Annotated in this window: 23 protein-coding genes; 12 read left to right on the top strand and 11 right to left on the bottom strand. The window is 44.8% G+C overall.

The window, feature by feature from the left end; translation table 11 throughout:
• Positions 1-42: 42 nt before the first annotated feature.
• Both LQZ07_RS20480 and nhaR read right to left on the bottom strand, forming a co-directional pair.
• Complete coding sequence (locus LQZ07_RS20480; protein ID WP_152784353.1) at positions 43-2760, bottom strand: TIM-barrel domain-containing protein; 2718 nt, start codon at positions 2758-2760, stop codon at positions 43-45.
• 146 nt (positions 2761-2906) lie between these two features.
• Positions 2907-3797 carry a transcriptional activator NhaR gene (gene nhaR / locus LQZ07_RS20485; RefSeq protein WP_249483327.1) on the bottom strand — a complete coding sequence of 297 codons (891 nt, stop codon included), beginning with the start codon at positions 3795-3797 and terminating at the stop codon, positions 2907-2909.
• Between the two features lie 119 nt (positions 3798-3916).
• On the opposite strand from nhaR, the gene LQZ07_RS20490 reads away from it, so the two are divergent.
• The 7 genes from LQZ07_RS20490 (at position 3917) to LQZ07_RS20520 (ending at position 10569) form a co-directional block, all read left to right on the top strand.
• The gene (locus LQZ07_RS20490; RefSeq protein ID WP_152784351.1) at positions 3917-4372 is read left to right on the top strand and encodes an HPF/RaiA family ribosome-associated protein; all 456 of its coding nucleotides are present in this window, start codon (positions 3917-3919) and stop codon (positions 4370-4372) included.
• The gene (locus tag LQZ07_RS20495; RefSeq protein WP_152784350.1) at positions 4369-5043 is read left to right on the top strand and encodes a Bax inhibitor-1/YccA family protein; all 675 of its coding nucleotides are present in this window, start codon (positions 4369-4371) and stop codon (positions 5041-5043) included. The genes LQZ07_RS20490 and LQZ07_RS20495 overlap by 4 nt, the downstream gene beginning before the upstream one ends.
• 22 nt (positions 5044-5065) lie before the next feature.
• On the top strand, positions 5066-5758 hold the full coding sequence (locus LQZ07_RS20500) for a tellurite resistance TerB family protein (protein WP_152784348.1): 693 nt from the start codon (positions 5066-5068) through the stop codon (positions 5756-5758).
• Positions 5759-5878: 120 nt separating this feature from the next.
• Complete coding sequence (locus tag LQZ07_RS20505) at positions 5879-6064, top strand: DUF2986 domain-containing protein (protein WP_249483329.1); 186 nt, start codon at positions 5879-5881, stop codon at positions 6062-6064.
• 224 nt (positions 6065-6288) lie between these two features.
• On the top strand, positions 6289-8526 hold the full coding sequence (locus tag LQZ07_RS20510; RefSeq protein ID WP_152784346.1) for an endo-1,4-beta-xylanase: 2238 nt from the start codon (positions 6289-6291) through the stop codon (positions 8524-8526).
• Positions 8527-8696: 170 nt separating this feature from the next.
• Positions 8697-9269, top strand: coding sequence for a thioredoxin family protein (locus tag LQZ07_RS20515; protein ID WP_152784344.1), 573 nt, complete (start codon positions 8697-8699; stop codon positions 9267-9269).
• Positions 9253-10569, top strand: coding sequence for a MipA/OmpV family protein (locus tag LQZ07_RS20520; RefSeq protein WP_152784342.1), 1317 nt, complete (start codon positions 9253-9255; stop codon positions 10567-10569). Before LQZ07_RS20515 ends, LQZ07_RS20520 begins: the two co-directional genes overlap by 17 nt.
• Before the next feature lie 37 nt (positions 10570-10606).
• Here the strand turns inward: LQZ07_RS20520 and rimI are convergent, their stop codons facing one another.
• From rimI to LQZ07_RS20560, 8 genes are all read right to left on the bottom strand, one after another.
• Positions 10607-11077, bottom strand: coding sequence for a ribosomal protein S18-alanine N-acetyltransferase (rimI, locus tag LQZ07_RS20525; RefSeq protein ID WP_227981518.1), 471 nt, complete (start codon positions 11075-11077; stop codon positions 10607-10609).
• Positions 11038-11424 carry a DNA polymerase III subunit psi gene (locus LQZ07_RS20530; protein WP_152784340.1) on the bottom strand — a complete coding sequence of 129 codons (387 nt, stop codon included), beginning with the start codon at positions 11422-11424 and terminating at the stop codon, positions 11038-11040. The genes rimI and LQZ07_RS20530 overlap by 40 nt, the downstream gene beginning before the upstream one ends.
• 39 nt (positions 11425-11463) lie before the next feature.
• Complete coding sequence (gene rluF / locus LQZ07_RS20535) at positions 11464-12336, bottom strand: 23S rRNA pseudouridine(2604) synthase RluF (protein ID WP_249483331.1); 873 nt, start codon at positions 12334-12336, stop codon at positions 11464-11466.
• 72 nt (positions 12337-12408) lie between these two features.
• Entirely contained in the window at positions 12409-13236 is an 828-nt protein-coding gene (locus LQZ07_RS20540) for an HDOD domain-containing protein (protein ID WP_152784338.1), read from the bottom strand.
• A 255-nt stretch (positions 13237-13491) separates the two neighbouring features.
• Positions 13492-13845 (bottom strand): S24 family peptidase, encoded by a 354-nt coding sequence (locus LQZ07_RS20545; protein WP_371923299.1) that lies wholly within the window; start codon positions 13843-13845, stop codon positions 13492-13494.
• Positions 13794-14297, bottom strand: a complete 504-nt coding sequence (gene sodN / locus LQZ07_RS20550; protein ID WP_152784334.1) for a superoxide dismutase, Ni — start codon at positions 14295-14297, stop codon at positions 13794-13796. Before sodN ends, LQZ07_RS20545 begins: the two co-directional genes overlap by 52 nt.
• 10 nt (positions 14298-14307) lie before the next feature.
• On the bottom strand, positions 14308-14496 hold the full coding sequence (locus tag LQZ07_RS20555; RefSeq protein WP_152784332.1) for a hypothetical protein: 189 nt from the start codon (positions 14494-14496) through the stop codon (positions 14308-14310).
• A gap of 22 nt (positions 14497-14518) precedes the next feature.
• Positions 14519-14947, bottom strand: a complete 429-nt coding sequence (locus tag LQZ07_RS20560) for a hypothetical protein (protein ID WP_152784330.1) — start codon at positions 14945-14947, stop codon at positions 14519-14521.
• A 386-nt stretch (positions 14948-15333) separates the two neighbouring features.
• Here LQZ07_RS20560 and LQZ07_RS20565 point away from each other — a divergent pair, with 386 nt between their 5' ends.
• From LQZ07_RS20565 to LQZ07_RS20575, 3 genes are all read left to right on the top strand, one after another.
• Entirely contained in the window at positions 15334-16014 is a 681-nt protein-coding gene (locus LQZ07_RS20565) for a Crp/Fnr family transcriptional regulator (RefSeq protein ID WP_152784328.1), read from the top strand.
• Between the two features lie 45 nt (positions 16015-16059).
• On the top strand, positions 16060-16425 hold the full coding sequence (locus LQZ07_RS20570) for a VOC family protein (protein ID WP_152784327.1): 366 nt from the start codon (positions 16060-16062) through the stop codon (positions 16423-16425).
• Between the two features lie 294 nt (positions 16426-16719).
• Complete coding sequence (locus tag LQZ07_RS20575) at positions 16720-17085, top strand: DUF4019 domain-containing protein (RefSeq protein WP_016401599.1); 366 nt, start codon at positions 16720-16722, stop codon at positions 17083-17085.
• A gap of 79 nt (positions 17086-17164) precedes the next feature.
• Here the strand turns inward: LQZ07_RS20575 and LQZ07_RS20580 are convergent, their stop codons facing one another.
• Entirely contained in the window at positions 17165-18937 is a 1773-nt protein-coding gene (locus LQZ07_RS20580) for an IucA/IucC family siderophore biosynthesis protein (RefSeq protein ID WP_152784325.1), read from the bottom strand.
• Between the two features lie 190 nt (positions 18938-19127).
• Here LQZ07_RS20580 and LQZ07_RS20585 point away from each other — a divergent pair, with 190 nt between their 5' ends.
• The gene (locus tag LQZ07_RS20585; RefSeq protein WP_152784323.1) at positions 19128-20237 is read left to right on the top strand and encodes a hypothetical protein; all 1110 of its coding nucleotides are present in this window, start codon (positions 19128-19130) and stop codon (positions 20235-20237) included.
• A gap of 28 nt (positions 20238-20265) precedes the next feature.
• Positions 20266-22491, top strand: a complete 2226-nt coding sequence (locus LQZ07_RS20590) for a TonB-dependent receptor (protein ID WP_152784320.1) — start codon at positions 20266-20268, stop codon at positions 22489-22491.
• Positions 22492-22506: the final 15 nt, after the last annotated feature.

Below are 22506 nucleotides of genomic sequence, written 5' to 3' on the forward strand. Positions count from 1 at the left end.
AAACCACCAATAAAGATCAGCAGCCCCTAGTAATTCCTTTACTTAAAACTGCAAGCTTTGCTCCTCTCCCACATAAACTAGGGTTTGTCGCTGAATATCAAAAGCGCTAATTAAGTGAACATTAAAAGTACGTTGTTGCAACATACCCGCAAAACTGCCGCTGCGTTTGGCAATATGTAAACAGCGTTTACTGTTATCCCACTCAAACACAATTTCGCTATAGGCCCCTTGCTCATAGCGATAACTGTCGCCCTCATCTTCATACAAGCAAAAGCGGCCATCCTCACCCGCGTACACTTCAATGGTAAGCGGGTCACTCGGTAATTCATCGTGATACTGCACGTCAGGGCCATGTGGAATAATGGCTCCGGCTTTCACCAATAAGGGCATAATGTCGATAGGCGTGCCCATCGCAATAGTTTGCCCACCTTGATAACAATGCTTGTTCCAATAGTTATACCAAGCAAGGCCAGCAGGTAGCACCACCTCTCGCTCAGCTGGGTATAACTGCGTTTGCTGATGAGCAATGCCTGCATGATCCCAACTTAAGCTACACTTTGACGAACCTTGCCAATGCGCATACTCAACCACTAATTGATATTGTTGATTTGCCTTTAAATGACAACTGGCTTTATGGTTAAGCTGCACCTGAGTTTGCCAACTATCAATCAACAGCTTACCGTCTAAATAGAAACGCACCCCATCGTTAGCATGAATCAGCCAGTTGTACTCGCCATCGACCGGCGCGGTGAGCAGCCCTTGCCAACGTACGCTATAACCACTTAATGGCAAACCCGCTGGCGGGCCACCTGCCCAGTTGCCATCGATGCTTTCAACCACTTGCGTAGCAACCAGCTGTTTGAATTGATCATCAGAAAAGTGCTGTTCGCTAATACCTTGCAAGCCTTCCGCTGTGTGCAAATGCTCTGGAGCAATCAACTGTTGCTGCAAACTTTGTTGATGGAACATAGCTTGGGTAACTGGGCACACCATCAAACTGTCGCCAAACATAAACTGATCGCTAATGTTATGCAGCTGTGCTTGTTGCCTAAAATCAAAGGCCAACAAACGCATCATGGTGCCGCCATGCTCAGTAATATTCCATGCTTGTGAATAGATATAAGGCAATAGGCGATAACGTAATTTGTCGAACTTTAACAAGGCGTCAAAGGCCCAATCTCCCGGCTCGCCAAACTGATAGATTTCGCGCGGTGTATTGGCGCCGTGAGAGCGAAATAGCGGACAAAAAGCCCCATATTGGAACCAGCGAACATAGAGCTCTTTGTAGGCGTCATCGTCTACACCTTCTGGGAAGTTCGCACCAAAACCACTGGTAAAAAATCCACCGATATCGGTAGTCCAATAAGGTAGACCTGCGGCACACAAGTTTAAGCCTGCTGGGATTTGCTGACGCAATACTTGCCAAGTGGCGCTAATGTCTCCCGACCAACAAGCTGCGGCGTAACGTTGCTGACCTAAATAGCTGGAGCGACTAAGAGTGAAAACACGTTTGTCTTCTGCTCCTAGCAAAATTTGCTGGCGCTGCGCTTCATAAACTCCTCGCGTGGTCATTAAGGAATAACCATTTAGCACCTGCTTCCAAGAGCCTAACTCGGTATCACGTTGCTGATGGCAAAACTCCACGCCATCTTTTGGATTTTGGGTCGAGATAAACTCTGGCTCGGTGCCATCCATCCACAACGCATCAACTCCTAGATCCATTAATCCGGCTTTTAGGTGCTGCCAGTAAATATCACGCGCGCCTTGGCTATAAGCATCGTAAATATGGCCATCGGCCCAATGTTCGGTTTCAAATAAATAGCCATTTTCTAACAAAGCCTTAAACACTGGGCTGCCCTTGCCAACAATTGGCCAAATCGACACCATGAGTTTGAAGTGCATATCATGAAGTTGCGCAATGGTTGTGGCTGCATCGCCAAACACTTGCTCGTCGAACTGCATTGCGCTCCAGCCCAAATCTCCCCAGTATTTCCAATCTTGCACAATGTTATCGATGGGAATTTTTTTATCGCGGTAAGTTTTAGCAGTGGCAACTAGCTCGGCGGCATTTACGTAACGTTCTTTGCTTTGCCAGTAACCATAAGCCCAACGGCCAAACAGCGGTGCAGCGCCAGTAAGCTTTCGATAATGCTGAATCATTTGGTCAAATTCGGGGCCATAAATAACGTAAAACTCTATGCACTCTCCAGCGGCTGAGCTAAAACTAAAGCCCTCTCCTTGGCTAGTAAACTGGGTAAAAGCAAGTTGGTTCCATAGCACTGCATAACCTTTGGTGGATAGTAGCAAAGGGGCTGCTATACCTTTATTAGATTGGCAAATCTCGCGACTTTGCTCTTGGTAATTAAAGATCCCATCAGGATATTGGCCTAAGCCATAAAAAGCTTGTTCACCAGAGCTAACAAAGCGCTGACTAAGCGCACTATCATCACCTTGTTGCTTAAAAGCAGTTTGCGCTACGCGCAGCAGCTCGCCTTCGGCAGTGCTAATGCTCAAGCCGTTTTCGCTAAACGCTATACTCAAGTGCTCGCTACGCATTTGCTTGGCAGAACTATATTGCGCGTCAACCGTTGGTTGCGGCAACACCACCAGCTCACTTAGCATTTGCTGTTTGCTTAAACTCTCAGTATCAGGGGCAACCTTCACCCTAAGCGTATTTGGGTTAAGCAAGCTCAGTTCAACAAGCCCTTTACTTGGTTGGCCACCTTGAAGAATAGAGAAGGGAAATACTTGGCGCGACATACAATAAACCTAAGGTATACAGAGATATGCTTAAGTGTAAATCACCCAGTAAGATTTAGCGGTTTAGTAAAGCAGCAAACAAACTCAAATTAATCAATTTGGAGCACATAGCACAAAAGCGCTCTAAGTTGGCTTAGCTAAAAATACTACGCTAACCATTCGCGCGCCGACTCGGTAATGGCCACTACTGCTGGATTGGCAATTCTGCGCTCGGCAGTAATCGCAAAAAACTGCTCTCGCACGTCTTGGATGCTGCCAATTAATTCAACCCCATATTGATTCACCACTTCATCGGCAATGGCGGTCGGCACAATAAACGCCCCCACGCCGGCTTGGCCAAAGGTTTTCATCAATGCGCTGTCATCAAACTCACCCATAATTTGCGGGTGGATATTCTGCTTATCAAACCATTGCAATAGTCGTACATGCATAAGGTTTATTTCACTTGGAATCAGCAATGGCGCACCATCTAAGCAGGCCGGAAAGTTAACTTGTAGAGACTTAGCAATGCTTGGGCTGGCTACAAAACTTACCCCACTTTCCCCTAAAGCATGATTAAAACCACGCACGCCTAAACCAGGAGGCACTGGTCCATCCGCCAACACTAAATCCAAACGGTTTAGGGCTAGCTCTGCCAACAAACTCTCTAGGGTGTTTTCTTTACACAACATGCGTAAAGGCTCACCCATGTTGTAGGCCGGCTCTAACAGACGGTATGCAATGGTTTTGGGAACCACTTCGGCGATGCCCACTTTTAGCAATTGGGGGCGCTCTGCCGAACCTTGCCTTAGGCTATCTTCGAGTTCATCACCTAAAGTGAATATTTCGTCGGCGTAACTAAGAGCCAAACGGCCGGTTTCGGTTAGTTCTAAATTTCGACCCACTTTGCTAAATAATGCGCTGCCAAAATGCTGCTCTAACAAGCTTATCTGGCCGCTAATAGTTTGTGGCGTGATATGCAGTAATTCACTGGCTCGAGCAATACCGCCTTGCTTGGCAGCCACCCAAAAATAATGCAGATGTTTATAATTTATCACAGCAAACACTTCGTATTTTTCGAACTATAAGGAAAGTATATTCGAGTATACCTAAGTATAAAAGCCCATTAAGGTAGTGACTCGTGATTCAAAGTATTGATTCAGCTTAGGAGCAGACCATGCCAGGTAGTATGAAAATTGATATGCATTCACAACACTTTCCACTGAATGAACCACTGCAAGCCTACATCGAAAGACGGATTAACTTTGCACTTGGGTCGCAGTACAACAACATTATGCGCATTGCGGTCAAGCTGTCAGATAGCAAAGAGAGCAGCGGGGCAAACGGCAAGCGCTGCCAAATTTTGGTTAAGTTAGCTGGCCAAGCCGATGTGGTGATAGAAGACATTCAAGCTCAAATATATGTTGCTATAGACCGCGCAGCTAGCCGGGCCAGTCGCTCGGTAACTCGGCGTATAGCACGGGGGCGCAATAAGGCACTTCGGGCCCCCGACATTAGTGTTGCCGACTATTACAGCTTGAGCGATGAAGACGATAACGATCCACTAAATAGCGAATTTATAGAGTTCACCGAATACCCAACAAACACTGCTGAGGAAGGAGTGACAAGATGAACAATCACCCTATTAGCAATACCCCTAACCATGTTAACGAGAGCGTATTAGCCACCAATAAAGTTATTCGTAATACTTATGCCTTGCTCTCTATGACGCTTATGTTTAGTGGTGCTAGCGCGGCATTTTCTATGGCAATGAACCTGCCCCATCCCGGTATCATTATCACCTTGGTGGGCTACTTCGGCTTGCTGTTTGCCACCATGAAACTGCGCAATAGTGCTTGGGGCATAGTTTGCATTTTTGCTCTAACTGGCTTTATGGGCTTAACCCTTGGGCCAATCCTTACCGCTTACTTAAGCCTGCCAAATGGCGGCCTGATTGTTAGCCAAGCCATGGTAGCTACCGCGGTGATCTTCCTATCGCTATCTGCTTATGCCATTACCAGCAAAAAAGACTTTAGCTTTATGGGCGGCTTTTTAATGGTGGGCATTATTGTGGCTTTCTTTGCCGGTTTAGGCGCAATTTTCTTTGCCATTCCGGCGCTATCCTTAGGTGTATCGGCCATGTTCGTTCTGTTGATGTCGGGACTAATTTTGTATGAAACCAGCAACATCATTCATGGCGGAGAAACCAACTACATTATGGCTACAACCTCGTTGTTTGTTGCCATCTTCAATTTGTTCACTAGCTTGCTGCATATTCTTGGTTTTCTTAACGGAGAAGACTAGCTAAGCAAGAGGAGAAACTAGCATGATTAACAATTTACTTAACCAGTTTTTAGGTGCTTCTGGCGATGCTCCCAAAACCGCACAGCAAGGTGGTGGAGTATTGGGGGCAATTCCGGGTGGATTAGCCGGAGGCGCTGCAGCGGGTGGCTTAATGACCTTATTAGTAAGTAACAAATCCGCACGAAAATTTGCTGGCAAAGCGGCAACCTATGGCGGTGCAGCGGTACTGGGCGGCTTAGCTTATAGCGCTTTTAGTAACTGGAAAAAGCAATCTAGCTCTTCGCAAAACCACCATACTAGCCAAAAATTAGAGCAAATTGATCAATCCAGCTTTACAAGTACCGCCAATAACAACGATTTTCAGCTCACGATACTTAAAGCGATGATCGCATCCGCCAAGGCAGATGGGCACATTGACGAGCAAGAGCAACAACGGATATTTGAAGCGCTAGAACAAATGGAACTGAGCGAGCACGTGAAATCGACCTTGTATCAACTAATGCGCCAGCCTATTTCTATTGGCGAGTTGGCAAGTGAAGTAGAAACAATCGAGCAAAAATCTGAGCTCTATTTGGCCTCTTGCTTTGCTATCAACGTAGACAACGCAGCTGAGCAAGCACACTTAGATGGCCTAGCCTACGCTCTGCGCCTGCCCTTCGATTTAGCGGAGCAGCTTCAAAAGCAAGCCCATCAAGCCATACATGAGGCAGCCTAAGCATTCAATTTAGCAAACCGGCATGGATGCTGGTGCTAACTTATTCCTCAGGCATAAGCTAAAGAACTTATTGCTACAATTTGTTAAACTTGCCCAATCATTTAGTACAGGCACAAACTCGTGAACCGCAAAAAGAAAATCAACGAAACGCTGAAGAAAAAAGCCAAAAAAGCCAACGCTAAAAAGCAAAATAGCAACAAACCGCGCTATGTTTCAAAAGCTGAGCGCGCCGCTTTAGAAGCTGAGCAAGCAAACAGTGAACAGGCTGCAACTCCCCTCTCAGAAGAAAACAACGCCAAGCCTTAGCTCAACCTAAATATCTTTACTAAACAAGCAAATAGTGATGACAGCGCGGAACAAACTTTAGTAAGTTTCATCTGCAACTGAGAAATTCATTAATTATCATACAAGCATGAGAGAGCTCACATTAGTGATTTTTCGCAACGAATTTATCAAGTTTCGCAGTGCTCCCTAGATAAAAGGAGGGCTAAGGTAGCCTTAAGCTAAGAACGGTTTAAGGAGTGAGAAACATGCGCCAGCATGCGATTAAGACAGGAATTTTTAAAGTGGCGGCGCTTGCTGCTGCAATTTGCAGCTTACAAGTAAACGCTGCTCCGTTAAGAGATGTAGTAAAAGGTCAAGACACCTTCATCGGTGCGGCCTTAGAAACACGCCACCTTCAAGATAAGCAATTCGCCGAGACACTGGCTCGTGAATTCAATCAACTTACCCCAGAAAACGAAATGAAGTGGAGCTACTTGCAGCCAGAGCGTGGCAAGTTCACCTTCGATAAAGCTGACAAGCTGGTAGATTTCGCTCAAAAAAATAACATGATGGTTCGTGGCCACGCCTTAGTATGGCACATTCAAAACCCTGATTGGTTAGACAATGGCGACTTCTCTAAAGAAGAAATGCTAAAAATCATGGAAGAACACATTACCGCTGTAGTGAGTCACTACAAGGGTAAAGTGAAATACTGGGACGTAGTAAACGAAGCCTTAGATGATAACGGCGGCTGGCGTCCAACAATATGGTACAAAGCGCTAGGTGAAGACTATATTGCCAAAGCTTTTGAGTTTGCCCACAAAGCCGACCCTGATGCGATTTTGGTTTACAACGATTACTCTACCGAAGGTAAAACACCAAAAGCGAACGCAGCTTACCGCTTAGTGAAAAAACTGAAAGAGCAAGGTGTGCCTATTCACGGTATTGGTACTCAAGCCCACTTGGTAGTTGGCGTACAGCCTCGGGTTGCCGACATTGCTGCCAACATTGAGCGAATTCAAGAGCTTGGTTTAGAGTTCCACTTCACCGAAATTGATATTCGTATGCAAGATCCCGCTACTGACCGGATGTTGCAACAACAAGCCAACATGTATGAAGACTTAGCTAAGCTAACAGCTTACTACGATGAAGTTAACTTCTTCACTACTTGGGGTATTAGCGATAAATACAGCTGGATTCCGCACTGGTTTAAAGGTTACGACCACGGCTTAATGTTTGATAAGCAATACAAAGAAAAACCAGCTTACACAGCGGTTAATAAAGTATTTGCCGATAAAGCCGCAGGCAAATTTGATTGGGAGCCACCAGCACCATTAGCTGATACCGGACGCCGCTTCGAAGCCTTTATTAGTAACGAAGCGAAACAAGCAATGCCTCTAGATGGCGACATTGCCAAGTGGAACGACGCGGTATTCTACCCCTTCGCCTACAACCAATTAGGTGGCAAAGACCTAACCTTACCAGCAGAGAGCAACATCTCGGGGCGCTTTGCCTTACTTTATGATGACAACACCCTTTATGGGCGTGTAGAACGTAGAGACGACAAAACTGTTACCGGTAACAAAGCGCAGGTTTGGGAAAATGACTCTGTAGAGGTATTCCTAGGTTTTGGTGAAGAGTTTGCGCAAATTCGTGCGTTAGTTGGCGAAGAGTTTGCTCCTACAGCCTTCCAAGCTGATATCAAAAACTACTGGAGCGAAGATGGTACTGTTCTAGAGTTCTCAATTACGCCGAAGAAAACCAAAACTCTGTCGGGTACAACTTTAGGCTTTAACATTGCCTTAGCCGATAACGATGCTGGCCCAGAAGCTGGTCGTCACGCGCAGCTTTATCCGGTGCCTGGTACTAACAACGGCTGGCAAGGTCATGATTTTGGTGAAGTATTCTTTACTGCTCAAAACACTGAAATTAGCGATAAATTGAAAGGCCAAGTAGTTAGCTTTAAAGCCGAGCCAATTGAAGGCCTTGATGCCACTAGCGCTTTTGACCTATCAAAATGGGAAAATGTTTACCACTACCCGTTTGCCTTTAACCAGTTAAATACCCAAGACCAAACGCCGCCAAGCCAAGATATTATTCATGGTAGCTGGCGGGTAGCTTACTCTGGTAACACCTTGCATGGTGTTGTTCACCGCCATGACAACAAAACGGTGACCAGTGGCGATGATTGGCAAACCGACAACATTGAAATTTTCATTAAAGTTGGTGAAGAATTTGTGCAACTGCGCAGCATCGTGGGTCAAGATTTCCAGAAAAACACCTTCCCTGGTAAGCGTGTTGCCAAATGGAATGAAGATGGCACTATCATGCAATTCTCTATTGAACTGCCGGTAGACAGCTTAGCGGGTAAAACCATTGACTGGAACATTGCCCTAGCAGACAACGACGATGGACAATCTCGTAGTTCGCAGCTGTATCCAGTTCCTGGTAACAATACTGCATACCTAGGTGAGCAACTAACAATTCTAGAATTTGTTAAATAGCTAAGCTCTCCTGCAAAAAGCCTCGCATTTGCGAGGCTTTTTTTTAAGCAAATCGTCCAAGCTAGCCCTAGCTTGATTTATCAACAAACTAAAGCTTACTATTATTAGGCCGATAGCTAACTAAGTACGTTTATAAACAAATGCTTAGTTAATTCACCAAGGGGCAAGCGATGAGCTTTGAGCTATTCAAAAAAGTCTTCTTTACTTTGATATTGATAGCCTTAGGTGGCGCTGCTCTTAGTTACATTTTTATCTACCACGTTCATGGCCGCGGAGTGAGCGCCAAAGATGGCTGGCTATTTGATATTCAGGGCTACCATCAAGGCATTAGAGAATCAAAACTCACTGAAAAACCGCTGTTTTTGTATTTGCGCAGGCAAGCCTGCCAACGCTGTATCGCTTTTGAATATGACTATTTAAACAATCCTCAGATCAAACGGATGCTTGAAGACTATGTGAAAGTACAGGTGAACATTGATACCGACCGCACCCACGAGCGTTTTGCCGACCAGTTCAACCTTAATACCTACCCATCTTTGTTTGTAATGTTTGATCCTGAGCACCACGTTTCTAGCTATTTGGTTTTGGAAATGAATCAAATTTGGGTGGCACAAGATACCTTGCAAAAAGGAAACTTCATGCCACTTTCTGAAGCGAGCTTTAGTTTATCTGTGACCCGTGCGACAATATTGGCTCGAAAAGCAGCCAACATGGAAGAATCAAGCGGTGAAACGCCACCTTAACTCGCTACTCTCATATTCTCTTGTCTTAACATTGTGGTGTTTTAGCCTTAGTAGCCAAGCCAGTGAAATGGTTGACGGTTTAATGGATGACGATTGGGGCATCGCTTTTGGATTTAGAAATGCCACTATCCCCTTTCGCTCAGAAACCAATACCGTTGCTGATGTTATGCCGCTGCTATATTACCGAGGCGACCGAGTATATCTAGACGGCTTAGAAGCTGGCTACAAAATATGGAAAGAAGACGACTTTGATATCTCTGTTATGGGCCGATATCGCTTCTTCGACATTCCGTCAGAGTATCAAAACCAAATTCGCGGCGACGGCATTGATTACGGTGTTCGCAGCCAATGGCGCTTCAAACCCAATTATTCTTTTAACACCGAGTTATTAAGTGATGATTCCGGTAATTTTCACGGCAACTTAGGCCTTACTTGGCAGAAGCACTACAATCGCTGGTATCTAGCACCCTATGCCACCGCTCACCTTAAAAGCAGCGAGTACAATACCCGCTACTACGGCCTAGAGCTTTTTAAAACCCAAGCTGATGTGGATTTAAAAGCCGGTATCGATGTGCGCTACCACGTATGGCGAGACTTCTATCTAGTGGGTCGCTTAGGGGGTACTTATTACGGTAAAGAAGTACAAAACGTAGATATCATCGACAAAGATTTTCAATTCGAAAGCTTTTTGGGCATTAGCTTTTTCAACCAGCAGTATCAAACCACTGAAGGCGACTGGCCAAAAGGTTACTTGAGGGTATCTCATGCTTGGGCAACCCCTTCTAACTTAGGCGATATCATCCACTTTAAAGCCGAAAAAGATGAATATAACAACCAGTTAAGCTCGGTGTTTTATGGTCACCTACTCAGTGAAACCTTGCTCGGCTTCCCAATAGACGTTTACCTAACGCCAGGCTTGGCTTATCACCATAGCTCTGAGGTACAAGACCCGATCCTTGAGTATGTGATTGCCTTTAAGGCTTATTACACCTTCACTTGGCCAATTCGTTGGCGTTTTGGCGTAGCAGAGGGCCTCTCTTATGTCACCAATATTACCTATATCGAAGAAGTTGACTTAGCCGAAGAAGGTAAAGGTTATAATCCAAGCAAGTTGCTCAACTATTTAGACTTTTCTTTAGATGTAAACTTAGGTGACTTGTTTAAGAAGCCAGAAATGGAAAAAATGTGGCTGGGTTATAACATTCATCACCGCTCGGGTATCTTCGAGAACTCATCGCTATTTGGCAGAATTAAAGGTGGTAGTAATTATCAGGGTATTCACTTTCAGTGGCACTGGTAATGAGGGTTGCCGCAACATCGGTTGCGGCTAAAAAAGCCTAACAAAAACGTTGCATAATAAGGGCGTCTTCACGCCCTTTTTTATCACAGGGATAATAGCCCTTTCGGCGATCTATTTGCTCAAACTCAAAACGCAGATAGAGCTTTTGAGCACTCACATTGCTTTCTCTAACTTCCAGCAAAATCTGTTGCCATTGCTGCTCGTCTGCCATTTCTAACATTGCCCGCATAAGCTGGGTGCCTAAGCCCTTGCCTTGCTGTTCGGGCGTTACCGCAATATTGATTAATTCAGCCTCGCCGGCCACCACCCGCAAAATAATGTAAGCCAATAAGCAGTCGTCTTGCCAAAGGCCAAGGTTTCGATACAAACCACCAAAGTTACTGGTGAGTAAAGCACGGCTCCATGGGTGCGAATGTGCTTGTTGCTCTATGTTTAGCATCATCGGCACATCCATCACCGATAGAGGACTTAAGCTTGTTTTAAGATCTGAGCACATATCTGCTGCCATAAAATACGCTTAGCTTGTTTATCGCTAGCTAACTGCTGTGGGTCGCAAAACAAGATTTTAGAATGCTTAGGCGCAGTGCTCAAAGGATCGGCCCATAACACCCAAGTATCGATAGCTTCTGGAAAATGCGCAGCACTACAAATATGAATATCGGCCCACTCTAGCTTCATCGCCGCAACAATGCCTTTAAACAGCGCTAAATGCTGCTCTAAAACTGCAGACTCTATAATTAGCACTAACGGCCAAGACGGCGACGCTCGCAGAGTTTTGCTTACCGGTGTGGCCCGCTTGAGCCACACATCGATATCCATCTCTTGCAGGTATTGCCGCGCTTGTTTATCTATCATAATGAGCTTCTAAGTTGCTGAATATTAATCCGCTTAAGATTACTTTTTCTTTAGGCTTAAAGTAGCTTTATTCGCCCCTTGGCTACGCGCTTTTTTAAACTTATCATGCGCCTTGTTGCTTGCCGCTTTATTCACAAACACCGTTTTCTCGGTGGCTGTGGCTGCTGTGGTTTCTGGTGCGGTTTTACTTGAGTGGGCTACAGCTTGATTAATCTCGGCCATTTCTGCATCTGTTAAGTTACGCCATTGGCCAGGGCGAAGTTTATCTAAGTGCACATTCATAATACGGGTGCGCTTAAGCTTGGTAACTTCATAACCTAAGTACTCACACATACGACGAATTTGGCGGTTTAAGCCTTGAGTAAGCACAATGGTAAAGACAAACTTGCTGTTTACCTTCACCTTACAGGGCTTAGTCACGGTATCTAAAATAGGTACGCCACGTTGCATCCGCTCAACAAAGCGCTCGCTTAGGGGTTTATCTACCGTCACCACGTATTCTTTATCGTGAGCATTTTCGGCACGCAAAATCTTATTCACGATGTCGCCGTCACTAGTTAGAAAAATAAGCCCTTCAGAGGGTTTATCTAAACGGCCGATAGGGAAAATGCGCTGCTTGTGGCCAATGGCATCAATAATGTTGCCTTTAACATGGCGCTCTGTAGTACTGGTGATACCAATGGGCTTGTTGTAGGCAATATAAACACGATCAGATTTATTACTAGCGATAGCTTTTATCAGTTTACCGTCTACTGCAACCTTATCGCCCGGTTGAACTTTAGTCCCTAACTCAGGCTTTTGGCCATTAATGGTTACTCGCTGCTGTTCAATCAATTTATCGGCTTCACGACGGGAACAAAATCCCGAGTCACTGATAAATTTATTTAGACGTTTTTCGTTTGATGCGCTCACTACAAGGATCCACTAGCTAATTAACGCGCCTATTAAACCATAGAATAGCAAGCTCAATAAGCGCTTTTAGTACTAGCTCGCCATTTGCAGCGCCATTTCTCGGCCTTGGCCGCGGATTTTGTCGATAGACACATAAAAAGAGGAAGGCAATACCAACGCGCCAGAATTTGCATGGCTGGCAAAGTAATCAATTTTGGCAGCTTTGCTTTCCAAATGATCCCAATCTTGATGCAAGCGACAAGCAAAATTAAGCACCAAGGCACGTAGCGGTTCAATTTTAGCGGCATCAGGATTTACATGAAACTCGATGGTATCTACTAAGCGCGGGGCAAATTTCCAAGCGCGTGCTAGTTCGGCGCCCAGTTTTGCGGTGGTAGTGCCAAGGAGCTCTTGCTGCACAGCTTGGCGGTCTTCACCTTCTGCCACTCGAGCGGCCACCTGTTCGGCAACATCGGGCGCTAAAGTAAACACCATTAAATCGCCAATGTTATGCAAGATCCCCGCGGTGAACATTTCATTAGCATCGATACGCACTTTTTCGGCTATTTTGCTGGCAATGCTAGCAATCTCGAAGGTATCACTCCAATAGGTTTGCATATCAAGCTTAGGCACTCGGGGAAACGCACTAGTAAGCCAAGATACCACCACCATAGTTTTAAGCGGCGCAATGCCTAAACGAATCACCGCCTCATTAATCGAGGCAATGGTGCGGCTGCGACCAAAGTGAGCAGAGTTGGATAAACGCAATACTCGCGCACTAATCACTTGGTCCATGGATATCTTTTTTGCCAGCATGGCAAAATCACATTCAGGGTCGTTAAGCATGCTAACAAGCTCTTGAACCACACTGGAGACTTTGGGTAATTCATTCACACGGGATAGTAATTCTTGTTCGGTCATCCAACCCTCCTGCTAGAAAATACCGTCACTACGCTCATACCGCATCAAAGCAATGCCTTTTGCTTGTTTACACGCTTAGTTAAGCCAAGCTTAATACATAGTTCAAGCTAAACAAATAAATAACAACAATATCAGTATGATTTATAGGGGTAAAGAAAGGAATTGTCAGCAAACTCGCCAAATAGTGCCTGCCTTAGAACCTTGTTAGTAAACAGAAACTACAGTATTTATCGATAATATAAACCGCTAACTTATTTAGCTCGGTTTAACCCAGAATAATACCTTGCCTTTAATGCGCGAAGCACGCACAGGGCCCATATCAATAGTAGATACACTGCTAGGGTTTTCGCCGCGTAACCAAATAAAGCCATACTTGTCGATACAACCTATTCGTTTCACAATTAGACCAAACTTAGGGTGCAATACTTTAACTACATCACCCGCTTTAAAGTGCTTAGTCAGGTAATAACGGTGAAACATTACATAGCTGTTTTTAGGTAAAAGAGGAGACATGCTATCTCCTCTAATCTTGTTAATGCTTAAACCAAACAAGACAATTACGCCTTCAAATCCGGGTATACGATCTGCTGCGCTGGCGGATAGGGGCAAGCTGCCTTAAAGGTAGCCACACCTTTGCTTTGCCAAAAGATATCGGCAAATTGATTCACTTTATCAAGTAGCTCTAGGCAAGCACTTTTATCGATATTTTGCTTAGCCTTAGATGCTGCCAGCATAATACTGTGGCTAAGCTCATGTAGCTGCGGGTAAGCATCAAGCTGAGGCTGCTTGATGTAGTCTCCCCAAATCACCCTGATCTCTTCTTTTACTTTTAAACCGTGTTCCTCTTTTTGCGCGACTAGTCTGCCAAACTGGGCTTGTTCGTTAGCACTCAGTTCAGACTTAGCGTGTAGCTCTTCAAGCAAATCAACCATACGGATCATGGTTAATACCGCTAACTGAGCCGAAATAGGATCGTAGATTTTGCACGGAATATCGCAATGTGCAGACACCTTGTTAAAGCTAAACACTTCATCCAATCTTGCGAAAGCATTGTATAACATGCTTATCTCCTTATTTTTTTGATGCTGCTTTTTTACGTGTAATAAACAACAGGCCAGCCGCAACAAGAATCGGGGCTAACCATAGAAAGTGAACTAAGTTTGACCAACTAGATTGATGATCGTGACCAGCATGGGCAAACACCATACAAGGCAACAAGGCTGCACTTATTGCCAGTGTTTTTACGGCAAGATTTTTCATAAAAGTCCTTTTACATTTAGGGTTAGTGGTAGGTTCTTTGATCGCCATAAGCTAGCTCAAGTTGAGATTCAAGCTCGGCTAAACAGGCCTCACAGGGTGGATGTTCTTTGGCGAACTCAAGCAAAGGATTAAGCGTAAGTTTGATTGCCTTAAGCGCAATCAGCTGTAGGTCCTCATCACTTTGCTGATCTTGATAAATGCGTAACATCGACTGATGGGGAATAAACAAACAGCGTTGAGCATCTTCAAACTTGCCGGCACGGTTAAACAATTCAGCAAGGTTGTGATAAGCACAAATCCACCCTTGAATGGATTCGACGCAACGTGGATTTTTAACCAATCGCTCTTCAAGCAGAAAAATTGCGTCTTCGTAATAACGTTCGGCTTCAGGCCAGTTTTGTTGGTTAAAAAACTGATTGCCGATATTCATCATTCCTTGCCAAGTATTCACATTTCACCGCCAACAAATACAAATGAAAATCATTATCATTAAGATCTTTTAGCTTTGCAAATACTTTGTTTATAAGGGAGTGATTATTTTTTAGCTGAAATGCCACAGGCCATGTTTAGCGAATAGGCAAACGCCAAATATGGCTATTACATAGCGACATCACTATACAGAAGAGACAAACTGTTGCTAAACAGCAGCGACTGAGAACATCAACAGGCTTAGTAATACAGCCATTGCAACTAAGACAATCCATTGAAACTCTCGACTAATACCAAACATATATCCTCCAAAACCACTTGCCTTTCAAATGATATTGATTATCATTCCCAATATAGTTCAAGTGAATGTTTTATCTTCTTGATAATTATCAAGCGTGAGGTTTAGTTATGTCAGCGTCGATGATATCCATATTAAAAACCAAAGAAAAACAGCTATTTCTTGAAGGAAGAACTGAGCTTTATTGCAAAGCTGGCGACCTGCTATTTAGCCAAGGACAGTCAGCTAACCACGTGTATCGCATAGAAAAAGGTAAAGTGTCACTGTTTCGGCTAATGCCTAATGGCGATGAAAAACTGTTTAAAGTGTTCATGGCGGGGGATATTTTTGCCGAAGTTGCGTTATTTTTAAGCCCAAGAAAATACCCAATGAGTGCTCGTATAGAGCAAGACTCCATTCTCTCCTCTTTCTCTTATGAGCATGTCTTTAGAACGCTTCACCAATGCCCAGAGCTTTCGCTACGAATATTGGGTTTTATGGGCAACCGCATAGGCGATTTGATGAATACTATCGACATATTAACCCAGGTAAATGCTAATCAGCGTTTAGTGATGAAACTGGCAGAGATCTACAAGAAGCAGTATGTAAAAGAGAACCGAATTGCCCTGCCTTGCAGTAAAAAGCTGCTAGCATCTCAATTAGGCATGACGCCAGAAACCTTATCCAGAACCATAAAAAAACTTAAAACCGAGGGCCTAATTGAAGAAGTAGGCTCAAACCTGTTGCTGCCCGATATCCCATCACTATGTCGCTCGGTAAACTTAACTCAAGAGATGTTTAGTGCAGCTTAACTAAATAACCACAACTGCTAGACCTACTTAGCAGTAAGGAAAACCATGAAGCCGCTACAGTCCATTGAAATAAAAGCATTTATACCTAGTAAGGATTTTGAAACCTCCATCCAGTTTTACCAAACTATTGGTTTTACCATGGCTTCAAACGAGCAGGGTGTTGCCTACTTCCATCACCAAAATTGTTCTTTTTTACTGCAAAACTTTTACCAAAAGCAGTTATGCGACAACCTAATGCTGCATTTGCTGGTTAAAGACCTAGATCATTGGCATCAAACTATTAGCGACAAACTCTCTGGCTCGGGATTGGCTTTTAGCATCACGCCAATCAGTGAGCAACCATGGGGAATGCGAGATTTTTGCCTCACCGATCCCAGTGGAGTGCTGTGGCGTATTGGAGAAAACCAATAGAACCAAGCAACAAGTTAGGGCCTGTTGATCTTTGCTGATGGTTTTTACAGCAATTTATTAACCATTTAGGCAAGGCAGTGAGTGTGAAGTCAAGTTGGCTTAATAATCACTCGCTAACGCTGAATAAATGGCTAAGAAATGCTGCCCGAAGGGTTCAGATAAGCGAACTTTACTCTTCGTTGAACACTTTTCACTTAGCCCACTAGGTTTCAAAGTGCTCGCCGCGATTAAAGCCCGCTTATCTTGAATAAAATTTCAACACCAAAGATCAACAGGCCCTAGTAAGGAAATAAGGTGAAAATAAACAAAGAGTTAAAAACAGAAGCAGTAAATGAAGCTTTAGCTTGGTTACATTTAATTGATAATAGCCACTATGGAAAAGCCTACAAAGCAACAGCTGACTACTTTCGCTCACAAATTTCCTTAGATGAGCTCAGTAAACGCATTACACTGGTCAATCAGCAGGTGGGAGAAACCACCCGCCGAACCTTTAAGAGCGCGAATCATATTTGCAAGGTACCAAATGCACCGGTAGGTGACTATGTGGTCATAGAATTTGAGCTCGAAGCCGAATACTTGCAAAAGGTTATAGAAACAGTGACACCGGTGTTTGAGAACGGTCATTGGAAGGTTTGCGGCTATTACGTCTCTGCAGCTTAGCCAGCCTCTAGGTTCAACAAACACTTAAGAGCGAGCTTCGCCCTTAAGCATTATGCCAATAGCCAATAAAGCTTGAGAATCAATTCTCAGGGCTAATAGAGCAACACAGAGGATTTGCTATCGGCTCGCCAATTTCCGGTAATGGCCGCTGATCACTATCGCCATACCCAATCTTAAATCGCACCCGATTTACACAAATCTTTTCTATTTCTGGTTTAAATATATCAAACAGCTCAAAGCGTTGTTTTAGCTCTGGGTGACTAGCTTGATAACTAGCAAGCTCTTGGGCAAGCCAGCTATAAAACTGTTGTTCACTCACACCTAAACTGACCAACTTAGGCGAAACAAAGCGCAGCACCGTAACAAAGTGGCCAGTAATCAAATCATGGATCAAATAGTTAGCAGGCAAGCGAGTTAAGTTAGCTCTCACTTCGCTATCTAAGCTTTCAAGCTCGGGAAATGCTTGATCGATTAAGCGCAAATCACCATGAAAGTCTTTAATAATGCAACCAGCAGGTTGGTGTTTATCAAGTACCAAGGTAATGTTTTGCCCGTGGGCGACCAAGGCTACGCCATAGCGACACATTAAGTGATATAAAGACACTACCACGTGCTTAAACAGCTTACGCAGCCACGTTTCAGCACTAATCTCAGCTAAGCTGATCAGCGCAACAATCGCTGCTTCTCCGCCATTGTCTTGTTGCATTAGCGTAGCCATAGACATCGGCCGCTGCTGCTGCGGAATTACTGCTTCTGCGCGCTCTCGCCATATACAGCCCAGCATTTCTTTATAGCGGTAAGCCCCCGCCTGCAACTGTTGCTGCTGAGGATGAGGGCAAAATACGCCTGCCACCTCTTGTTGAACATACAGCCCGCACTCTACAAACAAAGCGTCTTGCTGGCTCAAGCCCGCTAACCATTCAGACAACTGTGGCCCCTGAGCAATAAACTGCCCGGGGATCCCTCGATAACAAGAAGTATTAAGAATGGTTAAGGCGGTTTTCACATCAAAAGCCAAGGCTGGGTTGTCGCTGCTTAGGGTGCGAATAGATTGCTGTGCTAGCCAGCAATCGGCTACTTCGCCCAAGTAAATCATCGAGCCTTCGGCTAAGTATTGCGCATATTGCACCTGAATAAAGCGCTCAAACTGCCATGGATGAACCGCCAAAACATAATGGGTATTCAGCCAATCATTAGGCAGTCTGGAATTCATAGAACTAAATGCTTGCTCACTCAAGGTTTGTTCAAGTAGGGCTGCTTGGCTTAAGCCAGGTTTAAAGCCTACCTGACAAAGCGTTTTATCTACGGCTAGGTAATGCAGCTTAATTGCGCTTGCCGATTCTGGCGCATAGCTCGCAAGCTCTTGGCTACCCCAGCCTAAACGCCCCTTGTTAGCAATGGCCTTAGGATGGGCGTCTAAATATGCTTGTCGCTGGGTTTCGTTAAGCAATACTAAATCGGTCGCATTGATGTTTTGTTGCTGCTCCCAACGCAGCACATCACTGTATAAGGTTTGTTGTATCTCTTCTAACAGCCCAGCCAAATTAATATCACTAATCTGAATTTGGCTTTGAATATCCAACAGTAATTCACTAGCAAGCGGGACACTTGCATCACTTAACTCGATACTTGATGGCTCAATAATAAACATGCCCCAGATAGTCTGCTTGGCGTTAAAACGCCAGTTACGGTTTGCCGTAGCCAGAACATATTGCAAAGTATCCGAGGGTTTAGCTTGCAGTTTACTAGCGTCTACTAGGCTAAATTGAAGCCGTTCTTCAAACTGTAATTCACTCAAAATTTTTGCGACCAAATGAGTATTGGCCAACTGCCACTGAGCTTGATTGAACATTACTTCTCCTAACCCCTTGTAAAACTAAGTTTATTTTTTGTTGCTATTTTTGTTAGCAATATATTGACATGAGCCACAAAAATAAACAATGATAATGCAAATTATTATCATTTGTATTTAAGTTGTAGTTTTGTTGTATCGCTGCTTACTCATTCTTTTGGGCTTAAACCAAACTTTGGTGCTGGCTTTTTTGCCAGAACTATCGAACTTACTCGGGTTTAGCCAAAGCGAAAAAGACTTAGGATTAGTCACCCTGATCTTAAACCTGAACCTAATCACTTATTGGTTTGGCGTGAAATTTTGGGGAAATAGACTTAGCCAATTAGGTCTTTGGACTAGCACCCGCATTGCTGTGGGCGGCTTCTTGGCAGCCAATGTATTATTTTGGCTAAGCCTTTTTGCCAGCGAGCAAACTTCGCTTCTGGTGGTTGGCGCAAGCCGTTTGTTGTTGGGTGTATTTAGCAGCGCTTTTGTTATTTTGGCTCACTGCCACCTTAGCGTGGTAAACAAAACTAACCTTGGGCAACTGGCCAAAACCAGCGGTGCCATTACCATTGGCAGGTTACTAGGGCCTAGTTTGGCCTTACTTCCTCTGGCCACAAATTGGCTTATGTTTAGCCCTATTTTACTGGTTTTACCTGCCTTGTTGTATTGCCTTAGCACCACCCCACCATGGTCTAGCGCTAAGCAACAGCAAACCCAAAATCACGCTATAACCCCATCTAAGTCTTGGCATTTTAAAAGTATTTTAAGCTTGGCGGTGCTAACCACTTCGCTAGTTAGCATTGTTCAATATTATATTCTTCCCCAGCTATTTAACTTTGGTTATCAAGGTGAACAAGCCAGCAAGGTATATGCCTCTCTACTGCTGTATTTAAGCGTGGCACTGATTGTTTATCAGTTCTTCTTACTGCCTGTAATCTCACGCTACGCGCGGCTTATTCCCAGCCTATTTTTACTTTTTCTTGGTAGCGGCGCCATGCTACTTAGCCTCTCGGTTGCCACTTGGTGGCTGTTATTGCTGGCATTAGCCCTGTTGGCTTTTGCCATTTCAGGCCTGCCAAGTTGGTATAGCCAACAAGCTTACCAAACCAATCCATCACTTTCGTTTAGAGCAAAACGAAGTGCCTATTTAGCCAGGGCTCACACCGCTGGCTACCTGCTAGGTACCGCAGTAGCGAGTATCAGTTTATTGCTGAGCATCCCCCTGCTCACCCCAATTTGGTTGTTCAGTTTGGCAATGATCGGATTGATCGTTCACCTAAACCGACAAGCTCAACTGCAAGCAACTCTTACGTAACAACAATAACTAAGGTTCAAGGAAGATAATGAACAAACTAAACACTTTAAGCACCAAATTAACACCACTAGCACTCGTGCTGTTTGCCAGTTGTGGCCATGCAGCCAATACCTTGGAAACAGTGGTAGTCACCGCCAACCGGGTGGATACCTCAATCTCAGATATCGCAGCCACCATGTGGGTGATTGAGCAAGAGCAATTGAACCGCGAAATAAACACCGGTGCCGACTTAAAAACGGCCTTAGGTCGTCTTATCCCTAGCTTTGATTTTGGTAACGAAGGGCGCACCAATTTTGGCCAAAACTTACGTGGTCGCTCTGCGCTGGTAATGATTGATGGCGTATCGCTTAACTCAACCCGCGCAATTAGCCGCCAGTTAGACAGCATAGACCCATTCAATATTGCTCACGTAGAAGTGCTATCGGGCGCTACATCGATATATGGCGCAGGCGCAGCGGGCGGTATTATCAACATCATCACCAAAAAAGCGACGCCAGATGAAACAAAAGTTGAGCTAAGAGTTGGCGGTTCTTCTGGTTTTAATAGCAGCGAGGATCTCAACAAGAACCTAGCATTAGCAGTATCTGGGGGTAGCGAAAAGCTACGAGGAAGACTGTCTGCAGCCTACGAAGGGCGCGGCGCATCCTACGACGCCAATGGCCAAATGATTTTGCCAGACATCACCCAAACCGATCTGCAATTTAATCAAAGCATCGACATCATGGGTAATCTTGAATTTGAACCCACCAGCGATCAGCTATTATCGCTTACAGGCCAATACTACAACAGCGAACAAGATACAGAGTACGGCACTTATTTGGGCCCTAACTTAGCCGGTATTTTTGGTGCACCAGAACTAATTAGCATACAAAAAGGCCTGCAACTAGAGGAGCAACCCGCTACCGAGCGTGTGCTAGTTAATGCGCAATACCGCCACAATAACTTGCTAAATCAAACCATGCTGGCCCAGGCGTATTACCGCAGCGAGTCGATGCAGTTTTATCCCTTCCCATCGATTTATCAAGTAACTGGCTCGCCGTTACCCGGTAATAGTTACCCCTTATACGGCGCGTCATTACAAGAAACCGATGTACTTGGCGCAAAACTACTGTTCACTAAAGGCTTTGATAGCCTGGAAATTAGCTACGGTATTGATGCCGAGTCTGAGTCTTTTTCTGCCAAGCAAAAAATCTTTGATACCAACACCGCGCTAGCCTCTGGCGGCATGAACTTTAAGCAAGTACAAACCCTGCAGCGCTACCCAGATATTGATACCCAAAAGCTGTCGGCTTTTGGCCAAGCAAACTGGGATATCAACCAAGATTGGAGTGTATCTGGCGGCCTACGTTACCAATACATTGAACATGAAGTAGGCGACAACGTAGGCGTATTGCAACAACACTTAGCAGGCATTGGCGCTTACGGCCCGATTTCACCTGATGCCATTAAAGGCGGAAAAACCGACTACAACGAGCTGCTGTTTAACCTAGGTGCAATTTATCGCATTAACGACCAACAGCAACTTTGGGCCAACTTTAGCCAAGGTTTCAACTTACCAGACCCGGCTAAATACTACGGCAATGGCACTTACAGTGGCACCTATGGAGACGGCCCAAACTTGGTTAACAGCATCAACGTTGCCGATAATCGCCTTGAAGGGGTTAAAACTAACTCACTCGAACTAGGTTGGCGTACCGCCCAACAAAACTACGATGTGCAACTAGCGGCTTACTATTCATTGTCGGATAAAACCACCTCTTACGATCGCAGCAACCTAGCAGTAGTTGTGAACGATGATGAACGACGCATCTACGGACTAGAAGGACAAGCCAACTACCTGTTCACCGAAAATTGGTACGGCGGTGTACAAGCGCATTTAATCAAAAGCCAAACTAAATCAGATGGCTCTTGGAGCGCACTAGCAGCCGAAGAAACCAGCCCATCTAATGCTGTACTGCGCGGTGGTTACGACAACTTTAACTATGGCGCCGAGCTGCAATGGCAAACTCTAGCTGACTACAGCGATGACAACGGCGGAGAGCTTAAGGGTTATTCGTTAGCTAACTTAAGTGCCTACTACGCCTTACCGATTGGCCAACTTAACTTTGGTATTCAAAACCTCTTCAACAAAGACTACGAAACCCTTTGGTCACAACGCGCGCAGATCCTTTACAGCAGCATTTCGGCACCAGAATTGTTTAGCTTTAAAGGCCAAGGCAGAACCTACGCACTTAGCTACAACGCTGAATTCTAGGGGATAGCGCTTGTT

The sequence above is a fragment of the Agarivorans sp. B2Z047 genome (genome assembly GCF_023373605.1).
GTDB classification, from domain to species: Bacteria; Pseudomonadota; Gammaproteobacteria; order Enterobacterales; family Celerinatantimonadaceae; genus Agarivorans; species Agarivorans albus.